The organism is Pseudoalteromonas sp. BZA4, from assembly GCF_040104395.1.
In the GTDB taxonomy this organism is placed as follows: domain Bacteria; phylum Pseudomonadota; class Gammaproteobacteria; order Enterobacterales; family Alteromonadaceae; genus Pseudoalteromonas.
The window spans coordinates 38,632-62,183 of the sequence record NZ_JBECOT010000020.1; the positions used below are offsets into that span (position 1 = coordinate 38,632).

Here is a 23,552-nt window from a genome sequence, read left to right on the forward strand (position 1 = left end):
GTTCATTTTAACTATTAGTGAGGATTATTAAGCCGTACCACCCACAGTTAAGTTATCAATTTTAAGGCTAGGTTGGCCCACACCTACAGGAACGCTTTGGCCATCTTTACCACACACGCCAACGCCTTTATCAAGGGCTAAGTCGTTACCTACCATCGAAATTTGCTGCATCACTTCAGGGCCATTGCCAATCAGTGTTGCACCTTTGATAGGTTGTGTGATTTTACCGTTTTCAATTAAGTAGGCTTCAGAGGCACTAAATACAAACTTACCCGACGTAATATCCACTTGGCCGCCACCAAAATTAGGCGCGAAGATACCTTTTTTCACCGAGCTGATGATATCAGCTTGGCTGTGCTCACCACCTAACATATAGGTGTTGGTCATACGTGGCATAGGTAAGTGAGCGTAGGATTCGCGGCGCGCATTACCAGTAGGGTTAACACCCATCAAACGGGCATTTAGCTTATCTTGCATGTAGCCCTTTAAAATACCGTTTTCAATGAGCACGTTATACGCAGCTGGTGTCCCTTCATCATCCACGTTCAATGAACCACGGCGATCAGCAATAGTGCCATCATCCACGACTGTACACAGCTCAGATGCCACCTTTTGACCTACTTTACCGCTAAACGCTGATGCGCCTTTACGGTTAAAGTCACCTTCTAGACCATGGCCTACCGCTTCGTGTAGTAACACACCCGGCCAACCTGCGCCTAGCACGACTTCCATGCTACCAGCAGGCGCATCGATTGCTTCTAGGTTTACTTTTGCTTGGCGAACAGCTTCTTCGGCGTACTCCATCCAACGCGGTTTGCCATCAACTAATTCTTTAAAATAGCCATAATCTAAACGCGCACCGCCCCCTGCACCACCGCGCTCACGGCGGCCGTTCTTTTCTAGTAACACAGAACAGTTTAAGCGAATAAGCGGGCGAATATCGGTGGCAAAGGTGCCATCACTTGCAGCAATTAACACTTCTTCATAAACCGCCGACATTGAGCTGATCACTTGTTCAGCATCCGGTGCTAATTGACGAATATAGTTTTCAAGTTCGCGTAGCAGGCTTACTTTGTCATCGTTGCTCATGCTTTGAATTGGTTGATGCGGCGCATACTGCTCTTTAGCAGCTACATCACTGAACACCTGAATCGTTTTGTTTTCGCCAGCATTGGCAATACTGCGCGCTGCCGTTGCTGCTTTGTTTAACGCTTCAAGGTTAATCGCATCTGAGTATGAAAAACCGGTTTTTTCACCGCTAACAGCACGCACACCCACACCACGTTCAACGTTGTATGAGCCTTCTTTCACTAAGCCATCTTCAAGCACCCAAGATTCGTGGTGGCTTGATTGAAAATACAGATCGGCATAGTCAACTTGATGTTGATGAATAAAAGCGAGCGTTTTTTCTAATTCTTCTCTCGTTAGTTGGCTGTCATGTAATAAATGCTGTTCAACCGTGTTCATAATAAATGCTCTCTAAATCGTTGCTGAGACTGCACAGGCATGTCTTGGCGAATTGTATTCAAGCGGTTTAAATCAAGCTCATGGCTGATAAACCCGGTACCAGAGGCAAGCTCACTGAGCGTTTCTCCCCATGGTGAAATAATAATGCTGTGGCCATAAGTGTGGCGGCCATTCTCGTGCTCACCCCACTGGGCTGCGGCAATCACATAACATTGTGTTTCGATTGCACGCGCAGCTAATAAAATATGCCAATGAGCAGCACCGGTAACTGTGGTAAAGGCACTTGGCACTAAAATAAGCTCAGCCCCTTGGCGCTGCATGGCGGTGAATAAGCCACTAAAACGTAGATCATAACATACTGCTAAGCCAATTTTACCAAATGGCGAGTCGACCACCACAATATCGTTGCCTGCTTGCGTCGCATCAGACTCTCGGTAACTGCGCGTAGTGTCGGCAACATCTACATCAAATAAGTGAATTTTATTGTACTGCGCAACCACATCGCCTTGGTTGTTAAATAAAAACGAGGCAGCTAAATACTTACCATTTTGCTGTGAAACAGGCAGGGTTCCAGCAGCTAACCAAATATCATGTTGCTTACATAAATCGGCAAGCTTCGCTTTATATGACTCACTTTGCAGACCTAATTCATAACTTGCTTGGCTTTGCTTACTAAAGATCAAAAAGCTTTCGGGTAAACACACTAGCAATGGCCGAGTTGCAGGTAACTGATTCAATGTCTCTGCTAAAAAAGTGAGGTTTTGCTCAGCATTCATGCTTGAGCACATTTGCACAGCAACAACCTGTGGATGAGGGTTAACCTTCATTGTTATCTAAACTCGCTGAAGATGCGGCATCTTTTAATTTTAGTTGCGTCGACGACTGCGGCTGACTTTGCGCGGCTTGCGGTAACGTCACTTCACGACTCTTACGATCTACTTCTTCAACGACAGGATCGTTCGTACTACCTGTTACTTTAAAGTTGATCTCTGAGATCACCCGCGCCGAGTGAATCACTTTATCGATTGCCAGCGCTGCAAGACCACTTACCGGGTTAACCATCCATGCCACAATCACTGGAATACTCGACGTCACCTGCGGTGCAACCGCTAGGTCGTAATCAATTTCAAAGGTGTTTAAGTTTGTATGGCCTTTGATCGTCAAATCGGCAGGCACACCATCAAGCTTGGTATCTTGGGTGTAAGCTATGCCCTTTTCTAGCTGCATGGTGCCTTGCATACTGTTATAAAAAAAGCCTTTCGAGAATACATCTCTAAAATCCAGTTTCAGCTTACGCACTAACGAATCTAAACTCAGTAAAGAGAATACTCGCGCACCACCATCACTGATCTCAGCAAGGTGCCCTTCACCTAAACGCCAATCTAATTCACCGGCTAAACTTGGTACATCAAAGCTATAAGGTGCGCCTTGCCATGCAAGATCAAACTTAATATTGGCATCTGAATCTTTGACTGTGGTGGTGATATCAAACTCATCAAATAACTCGCCAATATCGTCACTTTGTAAGTTACCACTAAAGCGTGTTTGCCCATCGGCAAATTGCCCTTTACCACGTAATACGTGATCGCCTTTGTCGATGACCAGCTCAGTGAACAAGAGTTTATCGTTCTCCCCAACTAAGCTGCTTTTAATTTTATCGAGCTGATACTCAGCCACTTTACAATCTTCACAGTTAAACTCGATGGCTGGGACTCGGGTTAACCAGCTTAAATCTTCTGGTTCTGAGTCTTGCTCTGTTTGCTCTGCGACTTCGTTAAAATTAATACGCAGGTAGTCAGTAAAAATTTGAATTGGTCTGCGTGTTTCACCGGTTGGAATAAGTGCATCGGCACGTAATTCTTTAGCATTTAGCTTTAACTCTAAGTCTGATTGTTTTGGCGCTAAGCGAAATTCAAAATCATTAAAGTCGATATTGTGTAGTGCCAGTTTATTAAATTTACCCGTTATGTTATTGAACGCAGGCATCACACTTGGTGTATCAGACTTAACTTTGGTAAGCGCAATAATCTGATCAATTAGGCCAAACCAAGGCACTATTTCGGTTTCTGGTAAATCGATAGATACCGCAAAACCTTCACGATTAAGTCCTAAATCTTGCGCACCTAAAATTAAATGGGCGTTACTAAATTTCTTTTCGCCGTTATCTAAAATCGCATTAAAGAATAACTGCTCATCGATATTCGCGGTGATCAAATTAGAGATATGGTCACCCTGCACGACCGCAGTTAATGGCCATTTCTGCTCTGCGCTTTTGTTATAAGGTGCAGGCAGCTGGCTAGTCACACCGATTAAATTACCACTCACATCGGCGCGGTAATTAAAGTCATTCGGTAAAAAGTTAAGCGACACATTAATATCGACATTGCTTTGGCCGCTTAAGTAACCGGCCAGTAAACCATGAGCTTGTTCAATTAAAGGCTCAGCTTCAAGGGCCAGCTTTATCGCAATTTCGGCGCGATAGGTATCAGCCACATTTTCACTGTTGTAGTTGGCTGTAAGTGGCATGCCCATCCAATCTGCTTTGGCATTTTTTAAGTCGATTTTATCGTTATTAAACTTAACAATACCGGTCATGTGGTTAAGCGTGATACCTGGCTGTGCAAGGTAAACCGGAATATTGGCCAATTCAACTTCACCAATCGCATCAACATGACCCGAACGTAAATTTACTAACAGCTCAATATCGGCAGTTGCTTCACCTTGCGGTTGCACAACTTCAAAAACACTCGCCAAAGGCTTAGCAAGCGGAGTGGCCGTAAAAAATGGATTAAGCTTATCGCCATGAGCACGTTTATTAATGGCAACTTTTAGAATTTCTGCATTCATTAAATCAGCAATACTGACATGAACACTCTCCCCCAAAGCGAGGTTAACCAGTTTGCCCGACTTGCTATAGATATCCATGCGCTCATTTTCGAAATGTAAAATGACGTTGGCATCTTCAACTTCAGGCCAGCTTGGTGAAAACTTATATTTAGCGTTTTCAACATTCGCTAACACTTCAAATTGACCTTGCTGCTCTTTAAACGGGAACCCTTTAAATGGCCCCGAGAACAGCACTTGAGCTTTATTGACTTCACCGCCCTTAATTGCGCCATTAAGGTAATTAACCAGCTTTTCGCTCATCACAGGTAACGGGAAATAATGCCCAGCGACTTTAGCATCCGCTGCGTAAGCTTCGGCATATAAATCTAACCGAGGTTCATCGGTGAGGCTTAGCATCACCTCTGCAGCCACAGTCACTTCGTCGTTATCAAGCCAGATATTATCGCTACTAATGCGCCAGCCATCATCGTAATGGTGAAGGTCGAGCTCTACATTTAATTGGTTATAGGCAATATCTTGGCTAAAGCTGCCGTTCGTTAGCAGTTGATTGTTCTCGCCATATAGCTGAATTCGCCCAGCTGATTGATTAATTAAGCCATCAACACGAATCGCCTGACCGCCAGGAATGCCCTGCAGCGACAGCCAATTAATTTGTTCGCCCTGAAACCAAAGTTGCCAGTTATCTTGCTGACCTAACTCAAGATAGGCATCACTTAACTGACCATTGGGTTGACGCGCTAAAAACGGGGCAAGTACTTCAAAGTTACTTAACTGCGATAACTTTGCCAGCAATGCAAAATCAAATTGCTTTAACCAAATTTGGCTTTTATCGCCAAGTTGAGCTTCAAACTGTAAGGTTGGCCATTGTTTTAAGTCACTTTCAAAGGTGAGTCCGGTGCTTTTTAAGCGCCAGCCATTTTGCTTTGGAAATAAATGAAAACCACCTTCACTTAAACTAATTTGGTGCGCTTCTTGGTTTTGTTGCCAGTTAATGAAACTCGGTAGCCACTGCACTTTTACATCGCTGATCAGACCTTTTTCAAGACTAAACCAGGTTTGTAAATTGATGTCTGAAGTAAGCTGCTGCTTGTCGGTATTAATATATTGCGCCAGCCACTTAGATACATCAACGTTCGCTGCTTGCACATAGATATCGCCAGCCATGGTTTCGAGGGTCGAACCATTCAGCGCCATGCGGGCGTCAAAACTACCAACAGAAATTCCCGGTAAGGCTAACGTACCTGAACCTTGATGTTGCTCAAGGGTATTTTGCCAGACAATGTTTTCAAGGATCAGCTTGCGCTCTTTACCATCATTGAGGGTAAAATTGAGGCTACTGTCTTGCACCGCAAAGTGACCCGTTTCACCAAGGAATAAGCCTTCAATTAGTTCTTTTTGCTCAAAGTTGCTGGTTTGCTGGTTATTCCCCAAATCAAGCATAGTGGGTAAATCAACATCAGCATGAAAGCCATTGATCACAAAATAGTTCGATTTAAGCTGACGAGTTTTTACTGACTCCCATAAATTAACTTCAAGACTCGCTTTATCGATGGTGAGTGCAATCGGTGAGGTTTGGTTATCTTCAAAAGAAATATCTTCGATGACTAAGGCAGGGCCTTGGCCATGCCAACTGGCTGAGATTGAGCCTATTGCTAAATTTACATCAAAGCGTTCATACAAAAACGCTTCAATGTCATCTTTATAATCATTTGCGTATGGCAGTGAATACTTTACCACAGAGACAATAACGGCCAGCAGTACGAGAGTAATAGCAAATACTTGCCATAACTTACGTAAACAATAAAAGCAGACCGTTTTTGCCTTCATTACATCATTACCACATCAAACTGTTCTTGGTTATATAAACTCTCTGTTTGAATACTGACTTGCTTACCGATAAATAGTTCCAGCTCAGCAAGGTTGTGATACTCATCGTTGATCAATGCTTCGCTTACCGAAGGAGCTGCGTAAACCATAAACTTATCAGCTGCATAAGCACGGTTTACCCTAACGATTTCACGCAAGATTTCGTAGCAAACCGTTTCTACTGTTTTTTGCGAGCCGCGCCCTGAACACGCTGGACACACATCACAAAGAATGTGCTCTAAGCTTTCGCGGGTCCGTTTGCGGGTCATCTCTACTAAGCCTAGTGCAGATAAGCCATTTATGTTGGCTTTTGCACGATCTTTTGCAAGTGCAGACTCAAGTGAATGCAAGACTCGGCGTTTATGCTCATCACTAACCATATCGATAAAGTCGATGATAATGATGCCGCCTAAATTACGTAAACGTAGCTGACGAGCAATTGCTGAGGTCGCTTCGATATTAGTATTAAAAATGGTTTCTTCTAGGTTACGATGGCCAACAAACGCACCGGTATTTACATCAACGGTTGTCATCGCTTCGGTTTGGTCGATAATTAAATAACCACCCGATTTAAGCTCAACTTTACGATGTAGCGCTTTTTGGATCTCGGTTTCAACATCGAATAAATCGAAAATAGGTCGCTCACCCGGGTAGTATTCTAATGCTCCCGATAACAGCGGCACAAATTCTTCAGTAAACTCTTTAAGCTCTTGATAGGTTAATTTTGAGTCAACACGAATACGCTCCATGTCTTCACCTACGTAGTCACGTAGAGTTCGAAACGCCAGTGTTAAATCTTCATGCAAGATACTTTCTTTACTGGTTTTTTTGCGCTTAGTGACGATTTTTTGCCACAGTTTTTTTAAGAATTCCGCATCATGACGTAGCTCAGCTTCCGATGCCCCTTCTGCTGCAGTACGAACAATAAAGCTGCCGTCATCATCACCATATTCGGCAACAATTTTCTTTAAACGCGAACGTTCTTCTTCGGTTTCAATGCGCTGGCTTACACCTACGTGTGTTGCATCTGGCATAAACACTAAATAACGAGAAGGAATAGTGATATCAGTTGTTAAGCGTGCGCCCTTGGTTCCTAGCGGGTCTTTAACCACTTGCACCATGATATGTTGACCTTGGCGCACAAGCTCACGAATATCTTGTACTTTTTTGATTGGCTGCTCATCAACGCCTTCTACAATTGAGGCACTGTTTACAATGTCTGATGCATGTAAAAAAGCGGCTTTCTCTAAGCCAATATCGACAAACGCAGCCTGCATACCCGGTAATACTCGGCTGATTTTACCTAAGTAAATATTGCCCACAATCCCAAGGTTGCCAATTCGCTCTAGTTGGATTTCTTGCAGTACGCCATTTTCGATAAGCGCAACGCGACTTTCGCTCGGTGTAACGTTGATCAGTAATTCGGTGCTCATGTTACCCTCTTAAAAATTCGTTTAATAACTGCTCTGTCTCATATAAAGGTAAGCCGACAACCGCAAAATAGCTACCCGAAAGGTGACTAACAAAGCGACCACCTAAGCCTTGAATGCCATAACCACCGGCTTTATCTTGCGGCTCTCCACTATGCCAGTAAGCATCAATTTCAGCATCGCTGAGCGGTTTAAATGTAACATCGGTAACAACAAGGCAGCTTTTTACTTGCTCACTATCAGCAATTGCCACAGCCGTCATCACTTGATGAGTACGGCCAGATAAGCGCTTCATGGTGGCGGTAAAATCAGCTTGGTCTAGCGGCTTACCAAGTGCGGTATCATCAATGACAACCACGGTATCGCTGCCAAGTACTGGGCGGTCAGTGTAACCCATAGCAACGCCCGATTGTGCCTTGAGTCTAGCAAGACGCTCTACATAATCGCGCGGGGCTTCGTTTGGGAATTGGCTTTCATCTGCATCAACGCTAAATTGAGAAAACTCAACGCCAAGTTGGCTGAGCAACTCTTTTCGGCGCGGTGATGCAGACGCCAAATAAATTGCGGTTTGCATTATCTAATCCTGAAATGACGGCGATATTTACGCAAAATTAAGAATATCCACCACCAACAAAGCATGCCGGTTAGTACTGGCCACATATAATGCGGGCTAAAATAAACGCCCATTAAAAAGTGGTTAAGCCAAAATTGCATGAGGTGGTAAAGCGTTAAAAACAAAGCAATTAAAATGCTTTGCTGCCATAAAGAAAAGTTTCTAATTTTTTGGAAGTTACTCGCAGTGATAAATATACATACCGAGTAAGTCAGTGAGTTCACACCGAGTGGCGAGCCTGATGCAAGGTCCATTAATAAACCAACGACCCAAGCTGTGCCAATATTTAAACGGTGTGGCACCGCTAACGACCAATACATTAATACCATTAACACCCAGTCTGGGCGGTATGGTTCAAACGAAATCGGTAACGGCATTAGCGCCATTACCAATGCAAAGAAGATACTGATAGCAATCAGCAAAAAGTGACGACTATTCATTGCTGATGCTCTCCTGCTGATTACGCCACAGCACAACCAATAAGCGAATACGGTCAAGTTGCGCAATTGGCTCAGCATAAACCTGCGCAAAAGGACGCCCTTCATCACGGTTAATTTCGGTCACTACTGCAACCGGATATCCCTCTGGGAAGGTGCCGCCAAGGCCTGACGTAACCAAGATATCGCCAATGCGAACATCAAGGCTATGTGGTACATGCGAAAGTTTTACCACGTTGATTTTGCCAATCCCCTCAACCACGGTACGCACATCGTTACGTAAAATACGCACAGGTGTTGCGTGGGTTGTATCGGTCATCAGTAGTACGCGCGAGGTAGTTGAACCCACTTGAGTGATTTGCCCCACTACCCCCATTTCGTCAATCACAGCTTGGCCTTCGCTTAGGCCATCCGTTGTACCACGGTTAATAACCACTTGGTGGCTATACGGGTTTGAATGAACAGAGAGAACTTGTGCAATAATTTTACGATTTGATTGCTTAGCCGATGAACCGAGTAAAGCGCGTAACTTATCGTTTTCACGAGATAAAAATGACAGTTGTTGTAGTTGTTCGCTTTGTAGTAACTGCTTCTTTTTTAACGCTTCGTTTTCGGTTAAAAGCTGTTCGCGGGTATGAAGGTTCTTCGCGCCAATACTAAATAACTCATAGGGCAAGTTGGCAAGATAAATAAGTGGGCTAACTAGGGTATTTAGGCTGGTGCGGATTGTTGTACCACCTTGAGTGTAGCGATCGCCCACGATCAGCACGACACTCAAAAGCACTGCGACAAAAAGTCGCAGTTGCAAAGAGATGGTACGACCAAAAAGTAACTTCATTAGTCGTAGCTAAATACGTCACCACCGTGCATATCAATCATTTCTAGTGCCTTACCGCCGCCACGTGCAACACACGTTAATGGATCATCAGCAACCACAACTGGAATACCGGTTTCTTCCATTAATAAACGGTCTAGGTCTTTTAATAATGCACCACCACCGGTTAATACCATACCGTGTGCAGAGATATCAGACGCAAGCTCTGGTGGAGATTGCTCTAATGCAACCATTACCGCGCTCACAATACCCATTAATGGCTCTTGCAGTGCTTCTAAGATTTCGTGTGAGTTAAGCGTGAATGAACGCGGGACACCTTCAGCAAGGTTACGACCACGTACTTCAATTTCAATAGGCTCGTCTGTTTTGAAAGCAGAACCAATTTGGTGCTTGATGTTTTCAGCTGTCGCTTCACCAATTAAGCTACCGAAGTTACGACGTACATAGTTGATGATAGCTTCATCAAATTTGTCACCACCAATGCGTACAGATGAAGAGTAAACCACACCATTTAAAGAAATAATGGCAACTTCAGTTGTACCACCACCGATATCAACAACCATTGAACCGGTTGCTTCAGACACTGGTAAGCCAGCACCGATAGCCGCAGCCATTGGCTCTTCGATTAGGTACACTTCACGAGCACCGGCACCCATAGCAGACTCACGAATAGCACGTTTTTCTACTTGCGTTGCACCACAAGGCACACAAATAAGTACACGTGGGCTTGGGCGCATAAAGTTGTTGTTATGCACTTGCTTGATGAAGTGTTGCAGCATTTTTTCAGTAACGTAGAAATCAGCAATAACGCCGTCTTTCATTGGACGAATTGCTTTAATGTTACCCGGAGTACGACCTAACATTTGCTTAGCTTCGGTACCTACAGATGCTACGCTCTTAGGGCCACCAGCACGCTCTTGACGAATAGCAACAACTGAAGGTTCGTTTAATACGATACCTTCTTCTTTTACATAAATTAGGGTATTGGCTGTACCCAAGTCGATCGATAGATCGTTTGAAAAAATACCACGGAGTTTTTTAAACATGAGGCTGGATGACCTTTGAAAATTCGTTCTTATACTAGCTGCTCTCACTCTATCATGCTAATCATGAAAAAGCGCAACTGCTTTAATTAAAATGCTAAAAAAGGAAGCATCCATTGCTTCCTTTTTAAATTCTTATCGTTCGCGTACTAAACGGAAACCGATATAGTTTGCACGAAAATCTGGCGCTAAGATTAAGCGCGTTGATACGCGTGCTAGGCTAGGAGCAAAATTCCATGCACCGCCTCGAACAGCCACATCAGACTGTCCTGACTTTTTGTTTGTCCATTCCCACACATTACCTACTGTATCGTATAGGCCAAATGCGTTAGGAGAAAACGACCCTGTTGGTGCAGCGCTCTTGTTTGACCATTCGCTACCACACCAGCCACAGTTCGCTAAATTTTTACCAATTTCGTTACCCCAAGGGTATTCAGTTTCTTTACCTGCACGTGCAGCGTATTCCCACTCAACCTCATTTGGTAAACGAAACAGCTGGCCTGTTTGACCCGATAACCAATCGGCATACGCTTTGGCATCGTTGTAAGTTAAACAAACCGCCGGAAAATCACTTTCTTGATCAAAGCCTGGGTTGCGCCAGTTTAAGGTTGCTTCCCACACTGGTTCGCCATTTAAGTAATACGCACAGCCGCGATCTTTTTCTGCTTCTGTTTTATAGCCGGTATTCGCAACGAATTGCTCATACTCACCAACGCTTACTTCTTTGCTTTGCATTGCAAATGAGTTAGCAATGGTTTTTTCTACCACTGGGCGTTCATTCGCTAACCCATTGCCGTTAATGTCACCCATCTTAAATTTACCAGCGGGAATAACTACAATGCTGGCAGAACTGGTTTTATTAACAATACTTGCAACAGGTGCTGTTACAGGTTGCTCTGGTGCCGCAGTCACTTCAGCAACAACAGGCTCTGGCACTTTAACTAGGTTTGCATTAATGGTTTGTGCTTTACGCAGATCAATTCGCGCTTTATAGCTTTTGTAGCCACGTTTGCGAATTTCAATATCATGAAAACCTTTTGGTAATGATGTCGTTAACCTAGTTGCACCATAGCTAACACCATCAATAAACACTTCGTCGTCATAAACATTTGAACGCAGTGTTAATTCAACCATTTTAGATTTTTTTAGATCAGGTAATGGTTCAACCTTTATTGGCTTTTTTACAGAATAATCGCTTACTGGTTGCTCACTCATACGTGAAACCGATACCACCTGCCCATTATCCTGAGAGTCACTGAATGTTAACTGACTATCTGAATAGGTAGTGCCGTAGCTTGGCTGAAAGTTACCAGCCAGTGGCGTGCCATAGTCAGCACAAAAACGATTATCTAAGTTAAGTAAGCTACATAAACGGCTGCTGTTTACATCACCGCGCATCGTCACACTTAAGTTAACGTTGTAGTTACCTTGACCACTGAACGCACTGTTCACGACATGGCTACTTAAAATCTTAACTTGTGCACCGGCAAGGTTACGTTTTGGCTCAACCAAACGCTCTTCAGTTAAGTTAGCAAAAATCTGGTCTACAAAACGTTTAGTGGCTTTTTGTAAGCCCATTTGTTGGCCACGTTGTTCACAGGCAGCAAGTGTTTCGGTGCGCTTACAGTTAATCGTGTGATTAACCTCTAATGTGCCTTCACGAGTGAATTCGTTACGTAAACGCTCAACACGTGCCGTTGCTAACTGCTCTTTTAAACTTTCTAAGGTGTTTAACTGGGTGTGCTTTGATACACGAATTTGCTCAATGTCTTTTCTATGTGAAGCAATTGCCGCCAATTGCATCGAAATATCATCTTTGTTTTGTTTGTGATCAACCACAGCTTTTTGATAGCGCGACTGCGCATTGCTGATATCAAGAGTTGGGTCATCAATAAGTCGGCGGTACATCTCGTTCATTGCATCTAGCGCTTGGTTTTTTTCTTTATCTAGCTCAGTTGAGCGGGCGCGCAATAATTCGAGTTGTTTTTGTAACTGACTTTCTTCTTTTAGGTGTTTTTCGAGGATTAAGGTCGAGTTATCGTATTCGGCTTGTTTTTTACTGATCTCTGATTCAATGCCAGTTACCGTAGCAGTATCTTGTGCAAATGCACTAGTTGCTAGCAAACTAACTGAAATTAACAGAGATAAAGGAGCAATTCGCATATATTCCATTCCCAAAAAGCGGCAATTATTTGGTCATTATTATTTTTTATAATTAAACTCTTATGCTATGTACTTGCAAGGCAAAACACAAGCTTTGTTCAATTATTATCTGAGTTTACATCTATTACCTTAGTTGATGCCAGTAAATAACAAAATCATTTGAGTTTAATTGACTAATTTCTATCTGTAAGACGACTTTGCTACAATAAGACGTGTTTTTTTACGAAAATTAATGCCGTGAATAGTTCTTTTGAATCACCAGTACAAACAATTCATCACCCCTTATTAGCTGCACGTAAAATTCAGCTGAGCATCAAGCGAGATGATCTTATTCATCCGCAAATTAGTGGCAACAAATGGCGTAAGCTAAAGTTTAACTTAGATGTTATGCAGCAACAGGGTAAATCTGAACTACTCACTTTTGGTGGCGCATTTTCAAATCATATTCATGCCACGGCAACTGCAGGTAAGTTATTTGGCTTTAAAACCCACGGTATTATTCGCGGCCCTAAGCTAGACGAAGCAAATCCAACACTCAACTACGCAAAGCAATGCGGTATGCGCTTACACCCAGTAAATCGAATTACTTACCGCTTAAGGCACGACCAAACGTATTTAGCACAGTTACAAGCGCAGTTTCCGAATGCCTACATATTGCCAGAAGGCGGCACTAACACAGCCGCACTTTTAGGCTGTAAAGAATTAGCGCAAAGCCTACCAAGCTCTGATGTGATTGTTTGCCCAACTGGTAGTGGCGGCACACTAGCAGGTTTAATCGAAGGTGCACCACAACACACAAAGCTGTTAGGTGTCGCAGTACTAAAGCAAGCGCACTACTTAATTGATGAGATAAAGCAGCTAAGTAATAAAGCAAATCAGCAACAAAACTGGCAGCTGCTTTGCGACTTTCATGATGGTGGTTACGGAAAGTTTAGCGATGACTTGTGGCAATTTTGCCAAACCTTTAGTGAGCAGCACGTAATCCCGCTTGAGCCAATCTACAGCGGCAAAATGCTCTATGCCGTTTGGCAATTAATAGAGCAAGGTTACTTTAGTGAAGGAACGCATATCATTGCAGTTCATACTGGTGGGCTACAAGGGTTAGATGGCCTCAAGTACCGAGGCCTCATTGACTAGCTGTAAGGTGTAATATCCGCCAGTTTTTGCAATGGCTCAGCAAAGTAAAAGCCTTGAGCCGCAATGATCCCTAGGTTTTTTAAGGTCGCAAGTTCGTTCTGTGTTTCTACTCCAACCGCATAAACAGGAAAGTTTAGCTCAGTACCCTTAGAAATTATTTGCTTTACAATTTTTTGCTGTTGGGTGTTGGTATCTATATTGTGTATCAGTTCAAATGCTAACTTAATACTGCATATATTTTTGATATTTCTATAAGTTGCTATATGTTCTGCACTACGCACGTTATCAATAACAATACCAGCAGACAGTTTCTCTAAACATTCAAACTGTTCACTGAGCTTTTTATGCTGTTTTAGATAATCGTCTTCGCTTAGTTCAAATTGCAATTTGTCTGCGCTATTAAACCCTTCCATTTGCTGTTTAAACCACAGCCAAAACTCGTCATTAAACCAGTTCATTGCGTGTAAGTTTATACTCACCGTTAATGAGCCCGTTTCGTTCAGCAGCATTTTCTTCACTTGAGAAATCACAGTTTGGTCCAATAACAAGACATCTTTTTTACTACTCATATGAGGAATAAAATGCCGAGCCGCAAGCAAGCCTAAACTCTTGTGGCGAATACGGATCAACGCCTCATGCTGTAAAATATCGCCTGTTTGTAAGTCGAACAAAGGCTGAAAAAACAACATAAAATGTTTTTTCTTAATGTACTCAAATAGGTGTTCTTTACTATCAGCAAGCATGCTTGACTGCGTATGACCAAAGGGTAAGCGATGAATATGCTGCCAAGCACTTTGTTTCGCCAGCGCTAATGCTGATTTAGTAAGCTGATAAACCACGGCCTGATCAGCCCCTGTGCGGTAATTACACACACCAATTTTTATATCAGCACGAGACAAGTCACTACGATAATTTAAACAAGCTTGATATATAACCTGATGTAATCGCTTAGTGTATTTATCAACTTCGGTGGCAGGCACACTGTTTAAGGTCACGGCAATACCACCCGATGGCAATAATTTCACAGATCGATTTACAAGTTCACCAAACCCTTTTGCAATGACTAACTTAAAGTAATTATCAACGTCGAGGTTAGCAGGGAAAGGGTTCTTCCAAAAGAATAGCGCAAATAAATGGTTATAGTTTGTTGGCACACCATACAAAATATTTAAATCCTGATGACCTAATGGTTTAGGTGATACAACTTTCTTGGCTGTAACCTGAGTGCTTAATTGTTCAAATGGTTTGCTCAGCGGTTTTTCTGTTATTGCTAATTGCTTGAACATTTTTTTCCACCAGCGGAAGCCCCAATACCCAGTGCCAAGCAATATTAAATTTAGGAAAATAAATAAGTGACTTTCGACCAGCCAAGAAGGCCAATGAAATAAACGCAAATTAACCGTTTTATAGCTAAATACCTCTTGCTCTAAGTCGATAAAGTTTGCAAAGTTATGTGGTACATCACTAGCGCTCATTGCAAAGCCTTGGCTTTTAACTAAGGTAGCAATAATATCTTGCGAGGCAATCGGGTCGAGGTTTAATTCATACACTTGCTTGGCAAGCTCAGTACCGGTGCGATGAACTTTGTCGTGCAACACATCACTTAAGAAAATATTAAAAACAACTAATAGCAAAAAAGCGGCCGCCACATAGATGACCACCGGTTGCTTTATTTGTGAAGCTAAGTCTCGTTTCATTTCACAGGTTAGTTGCTTAAACATATACAAAGTGTTGTTCAAGAACCCTATAAATACAAGGCTGCAGGGCGATTTAAAGCAATATCAGAAATATCCTAGAACCAGCGCTGTCAAAAGTTTTGTAATTTTAAACACCTAGCAAAAACAGTTAATGAGAATTATTTTGTAAATGTAACTACTCAAGTAAAAGTAGTGATAACGAAGTATTAGGCAAATAAAAAACCCAGCAACTAGGCTGGGTTTAAAATATTTCAAACACTTAAAGGGGTTGTAGGTAGAAATTTAATCTACAATCTTAAATATACTGTGAAGCTAAAACGGTTATCCAAGACAAAACACACAAAATCAGGGTCAGTACAGCAACAAAATTCTTAACTGTCAATACCTTAACCCAAGTGACCCTAATTTATTTTTAAACATTAAAAAACAATAATGTAGATAAACTATACTATTTCCTACCAATTACGGTTAAATTTAAACATTTTTCAACATTTCTGCTAAGACAAGAAGTGCCCACTTAGCATCGCTAATAATTTAACAAGCTTCGTAAATAATGAGCTAACATATAGCTTATTGAAGCTCGATTAACAGTGCTTTATCATATCTAAAATTGCGTATATGTCAGAGGTGGATATTTACCCCCTCTCTAAAGGGCGATAACACAAGACAATAATGAGGAATAAGGTGAATCAGCGCTCCAACGCTCGATAGCCTTAAGTTGCATGTATGGCTCTGAAGCTCATTTATGTTGATTTAACACGAACAGCATCTTTGTAACAAATAAACGTGACAATTTCATTATATGTTGTGCCGTTTCCATAGTCGTTCCTCCTTCATGTATTGCTTTATTTCTTGCCTTTCTTACCACATTAAGTAAATCAATATCCTGTGGCGACAGGATGTCCATTTCTCCTGCGATTTGAACAAGTTCATAAAAATTTTGACCGGTTGGAGCTTTGACATCGCTTAAAAACCTTCTCAGAAATGCCTCTACGACCCGTCCTGACTCATTAACAGCCATATCATAAATACCAACTGAGAACGCTTTTTCCGCCCTAGCCAATAATTCCAATTCTTCATCTTTCTCTTTTGTAATTTTTTCCTCATTAAATTTGTTTTTGATGGTCTGGGATAATAGCTTAATGAGATTCTTGCCGAAAAATCCTGAAAGAAAAGCGGCAGTAGCAGATAAAACGCTAGGGGGTATCTGTGTTATCAAACTACCAACAAGAGAACCCATCACGGTCAATGCCCAAAAAAGTAAAAAAATAGGTGGAGTTGCAAGAGCTATTGAGTAACAAACATTACTAATGGTATCAAATAACTTTAAGTGTTTAGATGAAGCAAACTGTAGTGAAATAAAATATACAGCTAAACCTAAGCAAGCTGTAAGAAAAAAGTATGCGTGTTTAATTGTAAGTTTGATTTCAAAAAACTCGAACCCAAAACTGCCAGATACATCTACAAGTGGTTTGATTGCAAATACTGCTGCCAATAAACCAACAGTAAAACCAACCTTTGTTTTAAAAAAATCGTCCATCTTTGCAGATAATCTCCAAGAAGCCTAACAATTGAATAGCACGCTCACTTTTCTACAGTATGTAGTTTTAACAAATCACATAAGGGATTGCTATCATTACGTTTTCTAAAAGTCTTGGCAAAGTTATATTGAAAAAACATGTGTATATTGCTTATTTCTTGAATATAAGAGCAAGGGGCAGTTTGACCAATCAATTAAAATGAGATTTAGCCGTTCTCAATGACTTGTTATCGATCTAAGCCAAACTACAAAACAGACCATAGTGTACATTGATTACCTATGTTATGCACAAAGAAAACCTATCTTTAAAAGCTTTATTTAGCTAAGTAGTTAATCTAAAAATCAGGAAAAATTAATGAAATAGCAATTTTTTCTGAGTCTTTTTCGGCCTCTGTTATATTTTCCTCAGGTAGGAAATTAACACTAAACGACTTTAAAATATTGAATGTATCATCATCTTCGTAAGGGTTCTCTATATGGTTGTTAATGAACAGTTGATATAACAAAATCCAGTAATTATCTTTAGAGTACAAATCACTAGCAATTATAGAGTCAACTAACGATTGGATGGCAGGAGTGAACCCTTGATAAGAAGCAACTAATGTTAGAGCTAAACAATCTTTGCTAGAAATGACTTTTTCAATAGCCTCTTCAGAAGGCGTCAAACCTTTTGAGTAGATGATAAATAGTGGCCAGCACATACCATCGCTTCTGCGTTTAATCGCACTTTCTATGATAATGGAGTTTAAATGGTGCTCGTAACTTTCAATATCAATTTGGTGAGTTGTACTAAGTATATCTAGGAATGGTATTAAAATTGGGTAGTGCCAGCTTAAGTTTAATACTTCTTGAAAAACGGTCTCAGCCCCACTCACATCAATGTGAGAAGCTAATAGCTGAATTGCGTACTTCAACACGCTCCCATCTGGAGTTTTTTCATTTAATTTTAAGGCTTGATTTATAAATGTTAAAGACTCTGGGGCCAAGAAGACCTCTTTTTGGTCTCCGTCCTTCTCAACAGTTTTTTTTACTGGTACACAACTTAATAGGTCCAAAACCCATTCATCGTCACTAGGTGATGGTAGTGTAAATGTACGAGTTTTGCCTAAGTTTATTGATAATTTAAACTCCGCTAGCATGTGTTCAAGATCAATTATAAACGCTTCTGATTGGGTGTCAGTATTACAATAGCAATTGTAATCATCTACATACCGCTCAAAATCGTACCCCTTTTCCCTCAGTTTTGAGTCTATACTTGATAGAATTGTTTCGACAATAATTGAAGACGTTCCCGCTCCAATCGGGATACCTTGAGTCTCGTTTCTTTTACATGCACGTGTAAACATATCCATTCTGTTATACCAGAGGTTATTACTCCGGTTAGCCTTGGCCGCATCTACACCGACTATCGCCCAAGGAATCGAATGACTATAAATACTATTAAAGCAATTAGCTATATCAGTGGAAACTCTTACTTTTTTAGCAAAGCTTGACTGAATAACTCTTCTTTTTTTACTAATTGGGCTTTCGTAATTCATTACAAAAGCCCTACCATCCTGCCTAATCTCTGGTGTTATACGGCTACTTTCGTTTTCAGAGATATGCCTTAACGAACTCCAGTTATCAATGATATTTTTGGTTAGATCTGAATACGCCTTAGGGTGTATTAGCGCTAGAGTTCGAGAAACGTTATTGTATCTTGTAGAACGAAACTCTACTACATCAAAACCTAAACCTTTTCTTTCCTTAGATTTATCCTGCGAAGCTATTGCTTCATTTACTTCAGGTGTAAATTGGCGTGTAGAAAAACATGGCGGAAGCTCGCCCATATATTCTTTTTGATTAGGAAAGTAATTAAAGCGTGTCAAAGCAACATATAAGTCGCGTTCTTCATTGTATGAAAGCACCATCCTAGCAACCTTGATTAAATTGATATTTTTAGTTTGAGTAATAAAAGAACACCAACTCAGTACACATTTATTTCGTCCGGCATTCCACTTATTGAGGCAAAAATCCTATTAGTAAGTGAGTAAATTATTCTTTTCTATCTAGTCCACTCCTTTCTAACCCATTATTACAAACACTCCGGAATTAATTAGTTTTAAATATTTTCACTAGATTTCACCCCAAGATGATCGCAAAATAACTCTCAAATTTGCCGTGATTCGATAAATATGGGGTGAAAACGCCCTAAGACACTTCCAATATTCGTTGATAACGTTAATTTCACCCCAAGATGATCGCAAAATAACTCTCATATTCGCCGTGATTCGATAAATATGGGGTGAAAACGCCCTAAGACACTTCCAATATTCGTTGATAACGTTAATTTCACCCCAAGATGATCGCAAAATAACTCACATATTCGCCGTGTTGCGATAAATATGGGGTGAAAACGCACTAAGACACCACCAATATTCGTTGAGAAGGTTAATTTCACCCCAAGATGATCGCAAAATAACTCTCAAATTTGCCGTGATGCGATAAATATGGGGTGAAAACGCCCTAGACACTTCCAATATTCGTTGATAACGTTAATTTCACCCCAAGATGATCGCAAAATAACTCTCATATTCGCCGTGTTGCGATAAATATGGGGTGAAAACGCACTAAGACACCCCCAATATTCGTTGAGAAGGTTAATTTCACCCCAAGATGATCGCAAAATAATTCTCATATTCGCCGTGTTGCGATAAATATGGGGTGAAAACGCACTAAGACACTCCCAATATTCGTTGAGAAGGTTAATTTCACCCCAAGATGATCGCAAAATAACTCTCATATTCGCCGTGTTGCGATAAATATGGGGTGAAAACGCCCTAAAACACTTCCAATATTCGTTGATAACGTTAATTTCACCCCAAGATGATCGCAAAATAGTTCTCACATTAGCCGTGATGCGATAAATATGGGGTGAAAACGTAATAAGAAACTTCCAATATTCGTTAAAATGGCTTACACGCCGAGGACAGCTTATAATTTCATCTTAAAAGTCTACAATAAGTACGTCCAACTTTTGTAAATATTTTTCAATCTAATTAAATGTAAAACTTATGTTATTCCTAAACTACCTTCTCTTTCATTTCTTGTATTAAAGGCATTGCATTTAAGTTATTGAAAACAAAACCACTTCCTTCAAGACGAATCATCTCTGTGACAAAAGAAGCAATTGAATCACCATCCCACACCTCAAAATTAATTTTTTGCTTATCAAACCATGTTGCAACATCTTGATTAGATACAATATTCTCAAATAGAACCAAGATTTCTTGACTTCCCATTGAATGTTCCAGCTCAACATAATCATCACAGTTTACAATTATACACTCAGCCTCTTGAACAGATGTTTTTGGCAAACCAATCAACTTATTTAGCGCTCTTGATAATTTACGGCGGGAAAATTTTGGGAGTATTGAAATTAAACTACCTATCCAAGCTTTATTAGAGTAACTTTCCATTTTACTGACTGATAAATCAGTAAAAAAGCGATTGAGAGCACCACTTAATGACCCACACTTGTTAAATCGCTTATTATTTTTCACATACCATTCTACAATTAACTTAATTGAGCTGTTTGGTTTTTCTATTTGTTCTATCCACCAATCAACATCTGCTTCACCACCACTATCAATTAATTCAAGGATCTTACTTCGCCATTCGTTAGAACTGTTAGTATTCAGTATATCAAACAAGAAAAGTTCATCCATTTTCTCTAGTGCGCTCAAAGTAAAACCATAAGATTTCATCCAGCCACTTAAAAAGTGTAATAACTTGTCTTCCTCAATATTCAATGTTTTTAAATCAGTATATTTTCTAATTACAGCATCAATATTTAGCTTCTGAACTCGAGAATTAAGAATTAGAATATTTATAGCCTTCGTGACATACTTACTTAACATTTGGTTTTCTAAAGCAGATAATATTTTGCCAAAACTACAAGAAACTGCTAAGCAGTTTGCCAACTCGTTATGAAATTCATCCGTTAGCTCAATATGAGATTCATAAAAATTAATATTTTGAGGTGTACTATGGTAAATAATATTAGCGACCGCTTGAGCTAGCCACTTAGTTTTACTTTCCTCTTCTATGAAAGAAAGCCCTCTCTGATAGTAATTTTGTAAGCTTGAATGGTACCACTCTTCAGCATATATATTTGATTCCAGCAATGCCCCTGCATTTATTTTTTCAACGGAAGGAAACTCTTTATAAAGTTCTAGAAGCACGTTTTCTTCACTCAGCCAGCCAACTCTGAACCTGCTTGAAACCTCTTCAAGTAACTCTTTATCTATATAATGCTCTTCATTAATGACTGAAAATATTTCCTTAATATCACTTTCTTTTAACTTGCGAACTTCGATTTGCCAATTTGGAAAAGAACTTCGGTTAGGCCACAAATAATGGATAAACATCTTGGCATTAAAAAGTTTGGTTATAATCGGGGTTCGATTTGAAAGGAGCTGCGAACATCCATACAATAACTTTAAGGTTCCATTCACATCATCCAAACCAATGAATTCATCTGGTTTTTTATTTATCGATTTATAATAACTTTCAATTCTGGCTCTATTAATTTCAACTCCAAATTTTACCAACTGCTGTGTTGAAGAAATTAAATTTTCGATATCTTTTATTTCTAAAGAATCCTTTTCTATAGCTATATTTATATGTGAAAACCACTTATCAACCCAAGTTATATATGTCGAATCTTCTGTTTTTTTCATTTTCAGCATCAATGAAATAAATTTATCAGTTCCTTCCTTATCTATTAAATCTAGTAAAATTTTATCATAAGCGTAAATATTCTGTTTAACTATAAATGGCTCTATATCCTCGCTATTTAATGCTCTACTCAATGGGGCTCTAAGTATCTCACTTTCAGCAACAATATAACTCGATAAATAATGTATTGAGACGAACTCTTTCGACCAAATTTCAAAGTCAATAGTACGCTCAATAATTGCTTTACTTTCTTTTAATTTATCTTTGATATCATTAATCTTTGATTCTGAAGACAATACTTCAACCGAAGACAAGCTATAGTTTTGAACTGATAACTGATAATAAAATGCGGTTATAGTATGAATAGGCTCGTTATGTGTTGATAGAAGGCTCACAATTGAATTGATTAGCTTTTTCATAAAACGAGGAGTTACTGGGGTATTGTTAGCATATGTCCATAAATCGATTAATGATAAAATACCTTTTAATTCTTCGCCTTCAACAGATATTCCAGTCTCTTCAATCATTTTTGAACAACTCATTTTCCAATCCGCTGAAAGTATTGGAGCAACCCTAAATGATATTGGTATTCTTTTTGAAATAAACTCCATTCCTTCTGCTTCATCAGAAGATAATGAAGATGCAACATGTTTAATTGAATAAGGAATTAATAATTGAATTTTAGTCTGCGCTATAGAAGTAAATACTTCGATATCACTCCACACTTCCCTTAACTTTTCATTTGTTACACGATCCAAATTATCCAGCACTAAGATAAACCTTTTATTTTCAGGAATCTCAAAAACGAAAGCCTCTAAAGCTTCCTGCAACTCATAAGCACCTACCTCTTTATTGATTTCAATGGTTTCTGAAATTGTGTCCTTACTATTTCGCTTGAAGATATCACCCGTTGTAGGAGGGGTACCAAAGAAATAAAGTATCTTTTTCCTTTTTTGTGCGCATCTAACAATATGATAAGGAAACCAAGCGAGGAAAATTGAAAGTATAGATAAACCGTTAACATCAAAGTTATTACTCGCAACTTGAAACCCATCTGTAAAACATTGATAAACAAATTGGATAAAATTCCCCACCCCAGATAAAGCATCAGGTAAAAGTCTCACCCCAGCCAATAGAGCTATCGTAAACCAAATAATCCAGATATTAACATTACTTTTAATATTAGATGTGTACTCAAAGTGATTACCTAAGGCTACATTCTTGGCTTTTTCAATTTTTGCTTTACCATCGCTTGAAGTAACAGAACTTTCAATTGCAGAATAAAGCTTTTCAATTAAAGCTTTTTTAGTAGCACCATGCTGAAATCTCTCAACATCAAATTCTACAAACTCATATTGTTCTTCTTTGCTAAGACATTTGATTAGCTCTAAAACAGTGCTTTTTCCAGAGCCAAGATTACCTTCTATACCCACAACATTAATGTCGTTGTCATTTTTTAAAGATTTAAAAACAGCATCAGCTGTCCGACTATGACTTCCACTATGAAATAAATCTTCTTTGGAAGGCTTTTCTATTAAAAAAGTATAGCTGTTGTTATCATTATCCATATGAGAAGTAACCTAAACCTTGTTTCGTCAATCAATTTAAAAATAAAAAATTTATCAAAGCAAGCTAACACAAGAAAAACTATCTGTCATTTAACTTGTTTACATAATAAACAAGAGATAGTTTATAAATTAAATTATTGTATGGGAGTTTAAGCTAATGATATGAACCCTAATCCACTTTTCTTAGGTT

General features: G+C 39.9%; 14 protein-coding genes. 1 reads left to right on the forward strand and 13 read right to left on the reverse strand.

What is annotated here, in order from left to right; genetic code table 11:
- Nucleotides 1-27 precede the first annotated feature (27 nt).
- The 9 genes from tldD to ABMY41_RS10515 all read right to left on the reverse strand — a co-directional run bounded on the left by tldD (nucleotide 28) and on the right by ABMY41_RS10515 (nucleotide 12,701).
- Entirely contained in the window at nucleotides 28-1,467 is a 1,440-nt protein-coding gene (tldD, locus tag ABMY41_RS10475) for a metalloprotease TldD (protein WP_055021391.1), read from the reverse strand.
- Complete coding sequence (locus ABMY41_RS10480; protein ID WP_349274635.1) at nucleotides 1,464-2,294, reverse strand: carbon-nitrogen hydrolase family protein; 831 nt, start codon at nucleotides 2,292-2,294, stop codon at nucleotides 1,464-1,466. Before ABMY41_RS10480 ends, tldD begins: the two co-directional genes overlap by 4 nt.
- A complete protein-coding gene (locus ABMY41_RS10485; RefSeq protein WP_349274636.1) occupies nucleotides 2,284-6,141 on the reverse strand; it encodes a YhdP family protein in 3,858 nt (1,285 codons plus the stop codon). The genes ABMY41_RS10480 and ABMY41_RS10485 overlap by 11 nt, the downstream gene beginning before the upstream one ends.
- The gene (rng, locus tag ABMY41_RS10490) at nucleotides 6,141-7,613 is read right to left on the reverse strand and encodes a ribonuclease G (protein WP_054563357.1); all 1,473 of its coding nucleotides are present in this window, start codon (nucleotides 7,611-7,613) and stop codon (nucleotides 6,141-6,143) included. The genes ABMY41_RS10485 and rng overlap by 1 nt, the downstream gene beginning before the upstream one ends.
- Nucleotide 7,614: 1 nt before the next feature.
- Nucleotides 7,615-8,184: a Maf family protein gene (locus tag ABMY41_RS10495; protein ID WP_054563356.1), complete on the reverse strand. Its 570-nt coding sequence runs from the start codon at nucleotides 8,182-8,184 to the stop codon at nucleotides 7,615-7,617.
- A complete protein-coding gene (gene mreD / locus ABMY41_RS10500) occupies nucleotides 8,184-8,663 on the reverse strand; it encodes a rod shape-determining protein MreD (RefSeq protein ID WP_058583828.1) in 480 nt (159 codons plus the stop codon). Before mreD ends, ABMY41_RS10495 begins: the two co-directional genes overlap by 1 nt.
- Nucleotides 8,656-9,498, reverse strand: coding sequence for a rod shape-determining protein MreC (gene mreC, locus ABMY41_RS10505; protein ID WP_054563354.1), 843 nt, complete (start codon nucleotides 9,496-9,498; stop codon nucleotides 8,656-8,658). The genes mreD and mreC overlap by 8 nt, the downstream gene beginning before the upstream one ends.
- Nucleotides 9,498-10,541 (reverse strand): rod shape-determining protein, encoded by a 1,044-nt coding sequence (locus ABMY41_RS10510; protein ID WP_054552787.1) that lies wholly within the window; start codon nucleotides 10,539-10,541, stop codon nucleotides 9,498-9,500. The genes mreC and ABMY41_RS10510 overlap by 1 nt, the downstream gene beginning before the upstream one ends.
- Before the next feature lie 132 nt (nucleotides 10,542-10,673).
- The gene (locus tag ABMY41_RS10515) at nucleotides 10,674-12,701 is read right to left on the reverse strand and encodes a formylglycine-generating enzyme family protein (RefSeq protein ID WP_054563353.1); all 2,028 of its coding nucleotides are present in this window, start codon (nucleotides 12,699-12,701) and stop codon (nucleotides 10,674-10,676) included.
- 237 nt (nucleotides 12,702-12,938) lie between these two features.
- On the opposite strand from ABMY41_RS10515, the gene ABMY41_RS10520 reads away from it, so the two are divergent.
- The gene (locus tag ABMY41_RS10520) at nucleotides 12,939-13,838 is read left to right on the forward strand and encodes a pyridoxal-phosphate dependent enzyme (protein ID WP_349274637.1); all 900 of its coding nucleotides are present in this window, start codon (nucleotides 12,939-12,941) and stop codon (nucleotides 13,836-13,838) included.
- Here the strand turns inward: ABMY41_RS10520 and ABMY41_RS10525 are convergent.
- The 4 genes from ABMY41_RS10525 to ABMY41_RS10540 form a co-directional block, all read right to left on the reverse strand.
- Complete coding sequence (locus tag ABMY41_RS10525) at nucleotides 13,835-15,559, reverse strand: EAL domain-containing protein (RefSeq protein WP_349274638.1); 1,725 nt, start codon at nucleotides 15,557-15,559, stop codon at nucleotides 13,835-13,837. The two genes, ABMY41_RS10520 and ABMY41_RS10525, sit on opposite strands and share 4 nt — an antisense overlap.
- A gap of 715 nt (nucleotides 15,560-16,274) precedes the next feature.
- Entirely contained in the window at nucleotides 16,275-17,075 is an 801-nt protein-coding gene (locus ABMY41_RS10530) for a DUF4145 domain-containing protein (protein WP_235377230.1), read from the reverse strand.
- A gap of 335 nt (nucleotides 17,076-17,410) precedes the next feature.
- Nucleotides 17,411-18,985 carry an antiviral reverse transcriptase Drt4 gene (drt4, locus tag ABMY41_RS10535; protein WP_235377231.1) on the reverse strand — a complete coding sequence of 525 codons (1,575 nt, stop codon included), beginning with the start codon at nucleotides 18,983-18,985 and terminating at the stop codon, nucleotides 17,411-17,413.
- A 1,152-nt stretch (nucleotides 18,986-20,137) separates the two neighbouring features.
- Complete coding sequence (locus ABMY41_RS10540; RefSeq protein WP_349274639.1) at nucleotides 20,138-23,362, reverse strand: P-loop NTPase fold protein; 3,225 nt, start codon at nucleotides 23,360-23,362, stop codon at nucleotides 20,138-20,140.
- Nucleotides 23,363-23,552: the final 190 nt, after the last annotated feature.

Coding starts and splice junctions, on each gene's coding strand:
- tldD (WP_055021391.1), bottom strand. CDS start 1,467: ATGAACACGGTTGAACAGCATTTATTACATGACAGCCAACTAACGAGA.
- ABMY41_RS10480 (WP_349274635.1), bottom strand. CDS start 2,294: ATGAAGGTTAACCCTCATCCACAGGTTGTTGCTGTGCAAATGTGCTCA.
- ABMY41_RS10485 (WP_349274636.1), bottom strand. CDS start 6,141: ATGAAGGCAAAAACGGTCTGCTTTTATTGTTTACGTAAGTTATGGCAA.
- rng (WP_054563357.1), bottom strand. CDS start 7,613: ATGAGCACCGAATTACTGATCAACGTTACACCGAGCGAAAGTCGCGTT.
- ABMY41_RS10495 (WP_054563356.1), bottom strand. CDS start 8,184: ATGCAAACCGCAATTTATTTGGCGTCTGCATCACCGCGCCGAAAAGAG.
- mreD (WP_058583828.1), bottom strand. CDS start 8,663: ATGAATAGTCGTCACTTTTTGCTGATTGCTATCAGTATCTTCTTTGCA.
- mreC (WP_054563354.1), bottom strand. CDS start 9,498: ATGAAGTTACTTTTTGGTCGTACCATCTCTTTGCAACTGCGACTTTTT.
- ABMY41_RS10510 (WP_054552787.1), bottom strand. CDS start 10,541: ATGTTTAAAAAACTCCGTGGTATTTTTTCAAACGATCTATCGATCGAC.
- ABMY41_RS10515 (WP_054563353.1), bottom strand. CDS start 12,701: ATGCGAATTGCTCCTTTATCTCTGTTAATTTCAGTTAGTTTGCTAGCA.
- ABMY41_RS10525 (WP_349274638.1), bottom strand. CDS start 15,559: ATGTTTAAGCAACTAACCTGTGAAATGAAACGAGACTTAGCTTCACAA.
- ABMY41_RS10530 (WP_235377230.1), bottom strand. CDS start 17,075: ATGGACGATTTTTTTAAAACAAAGGTTGGTTTTACTGTTGGTTTATTG.
- drt4 (WP_235377231.1), bottom strand. CDS start 18,985: ATGGTGCTTTCATACAATGAAGAACGCGACTTATATGTTGCTTTGACA.
- ABMY41_RS10540 (WP_349274639.1), bottom strand. CDS start 23,362: ATGGATAATGATAACAACAGCTATACTTTTTTAATAGAAAAGCCTTCC.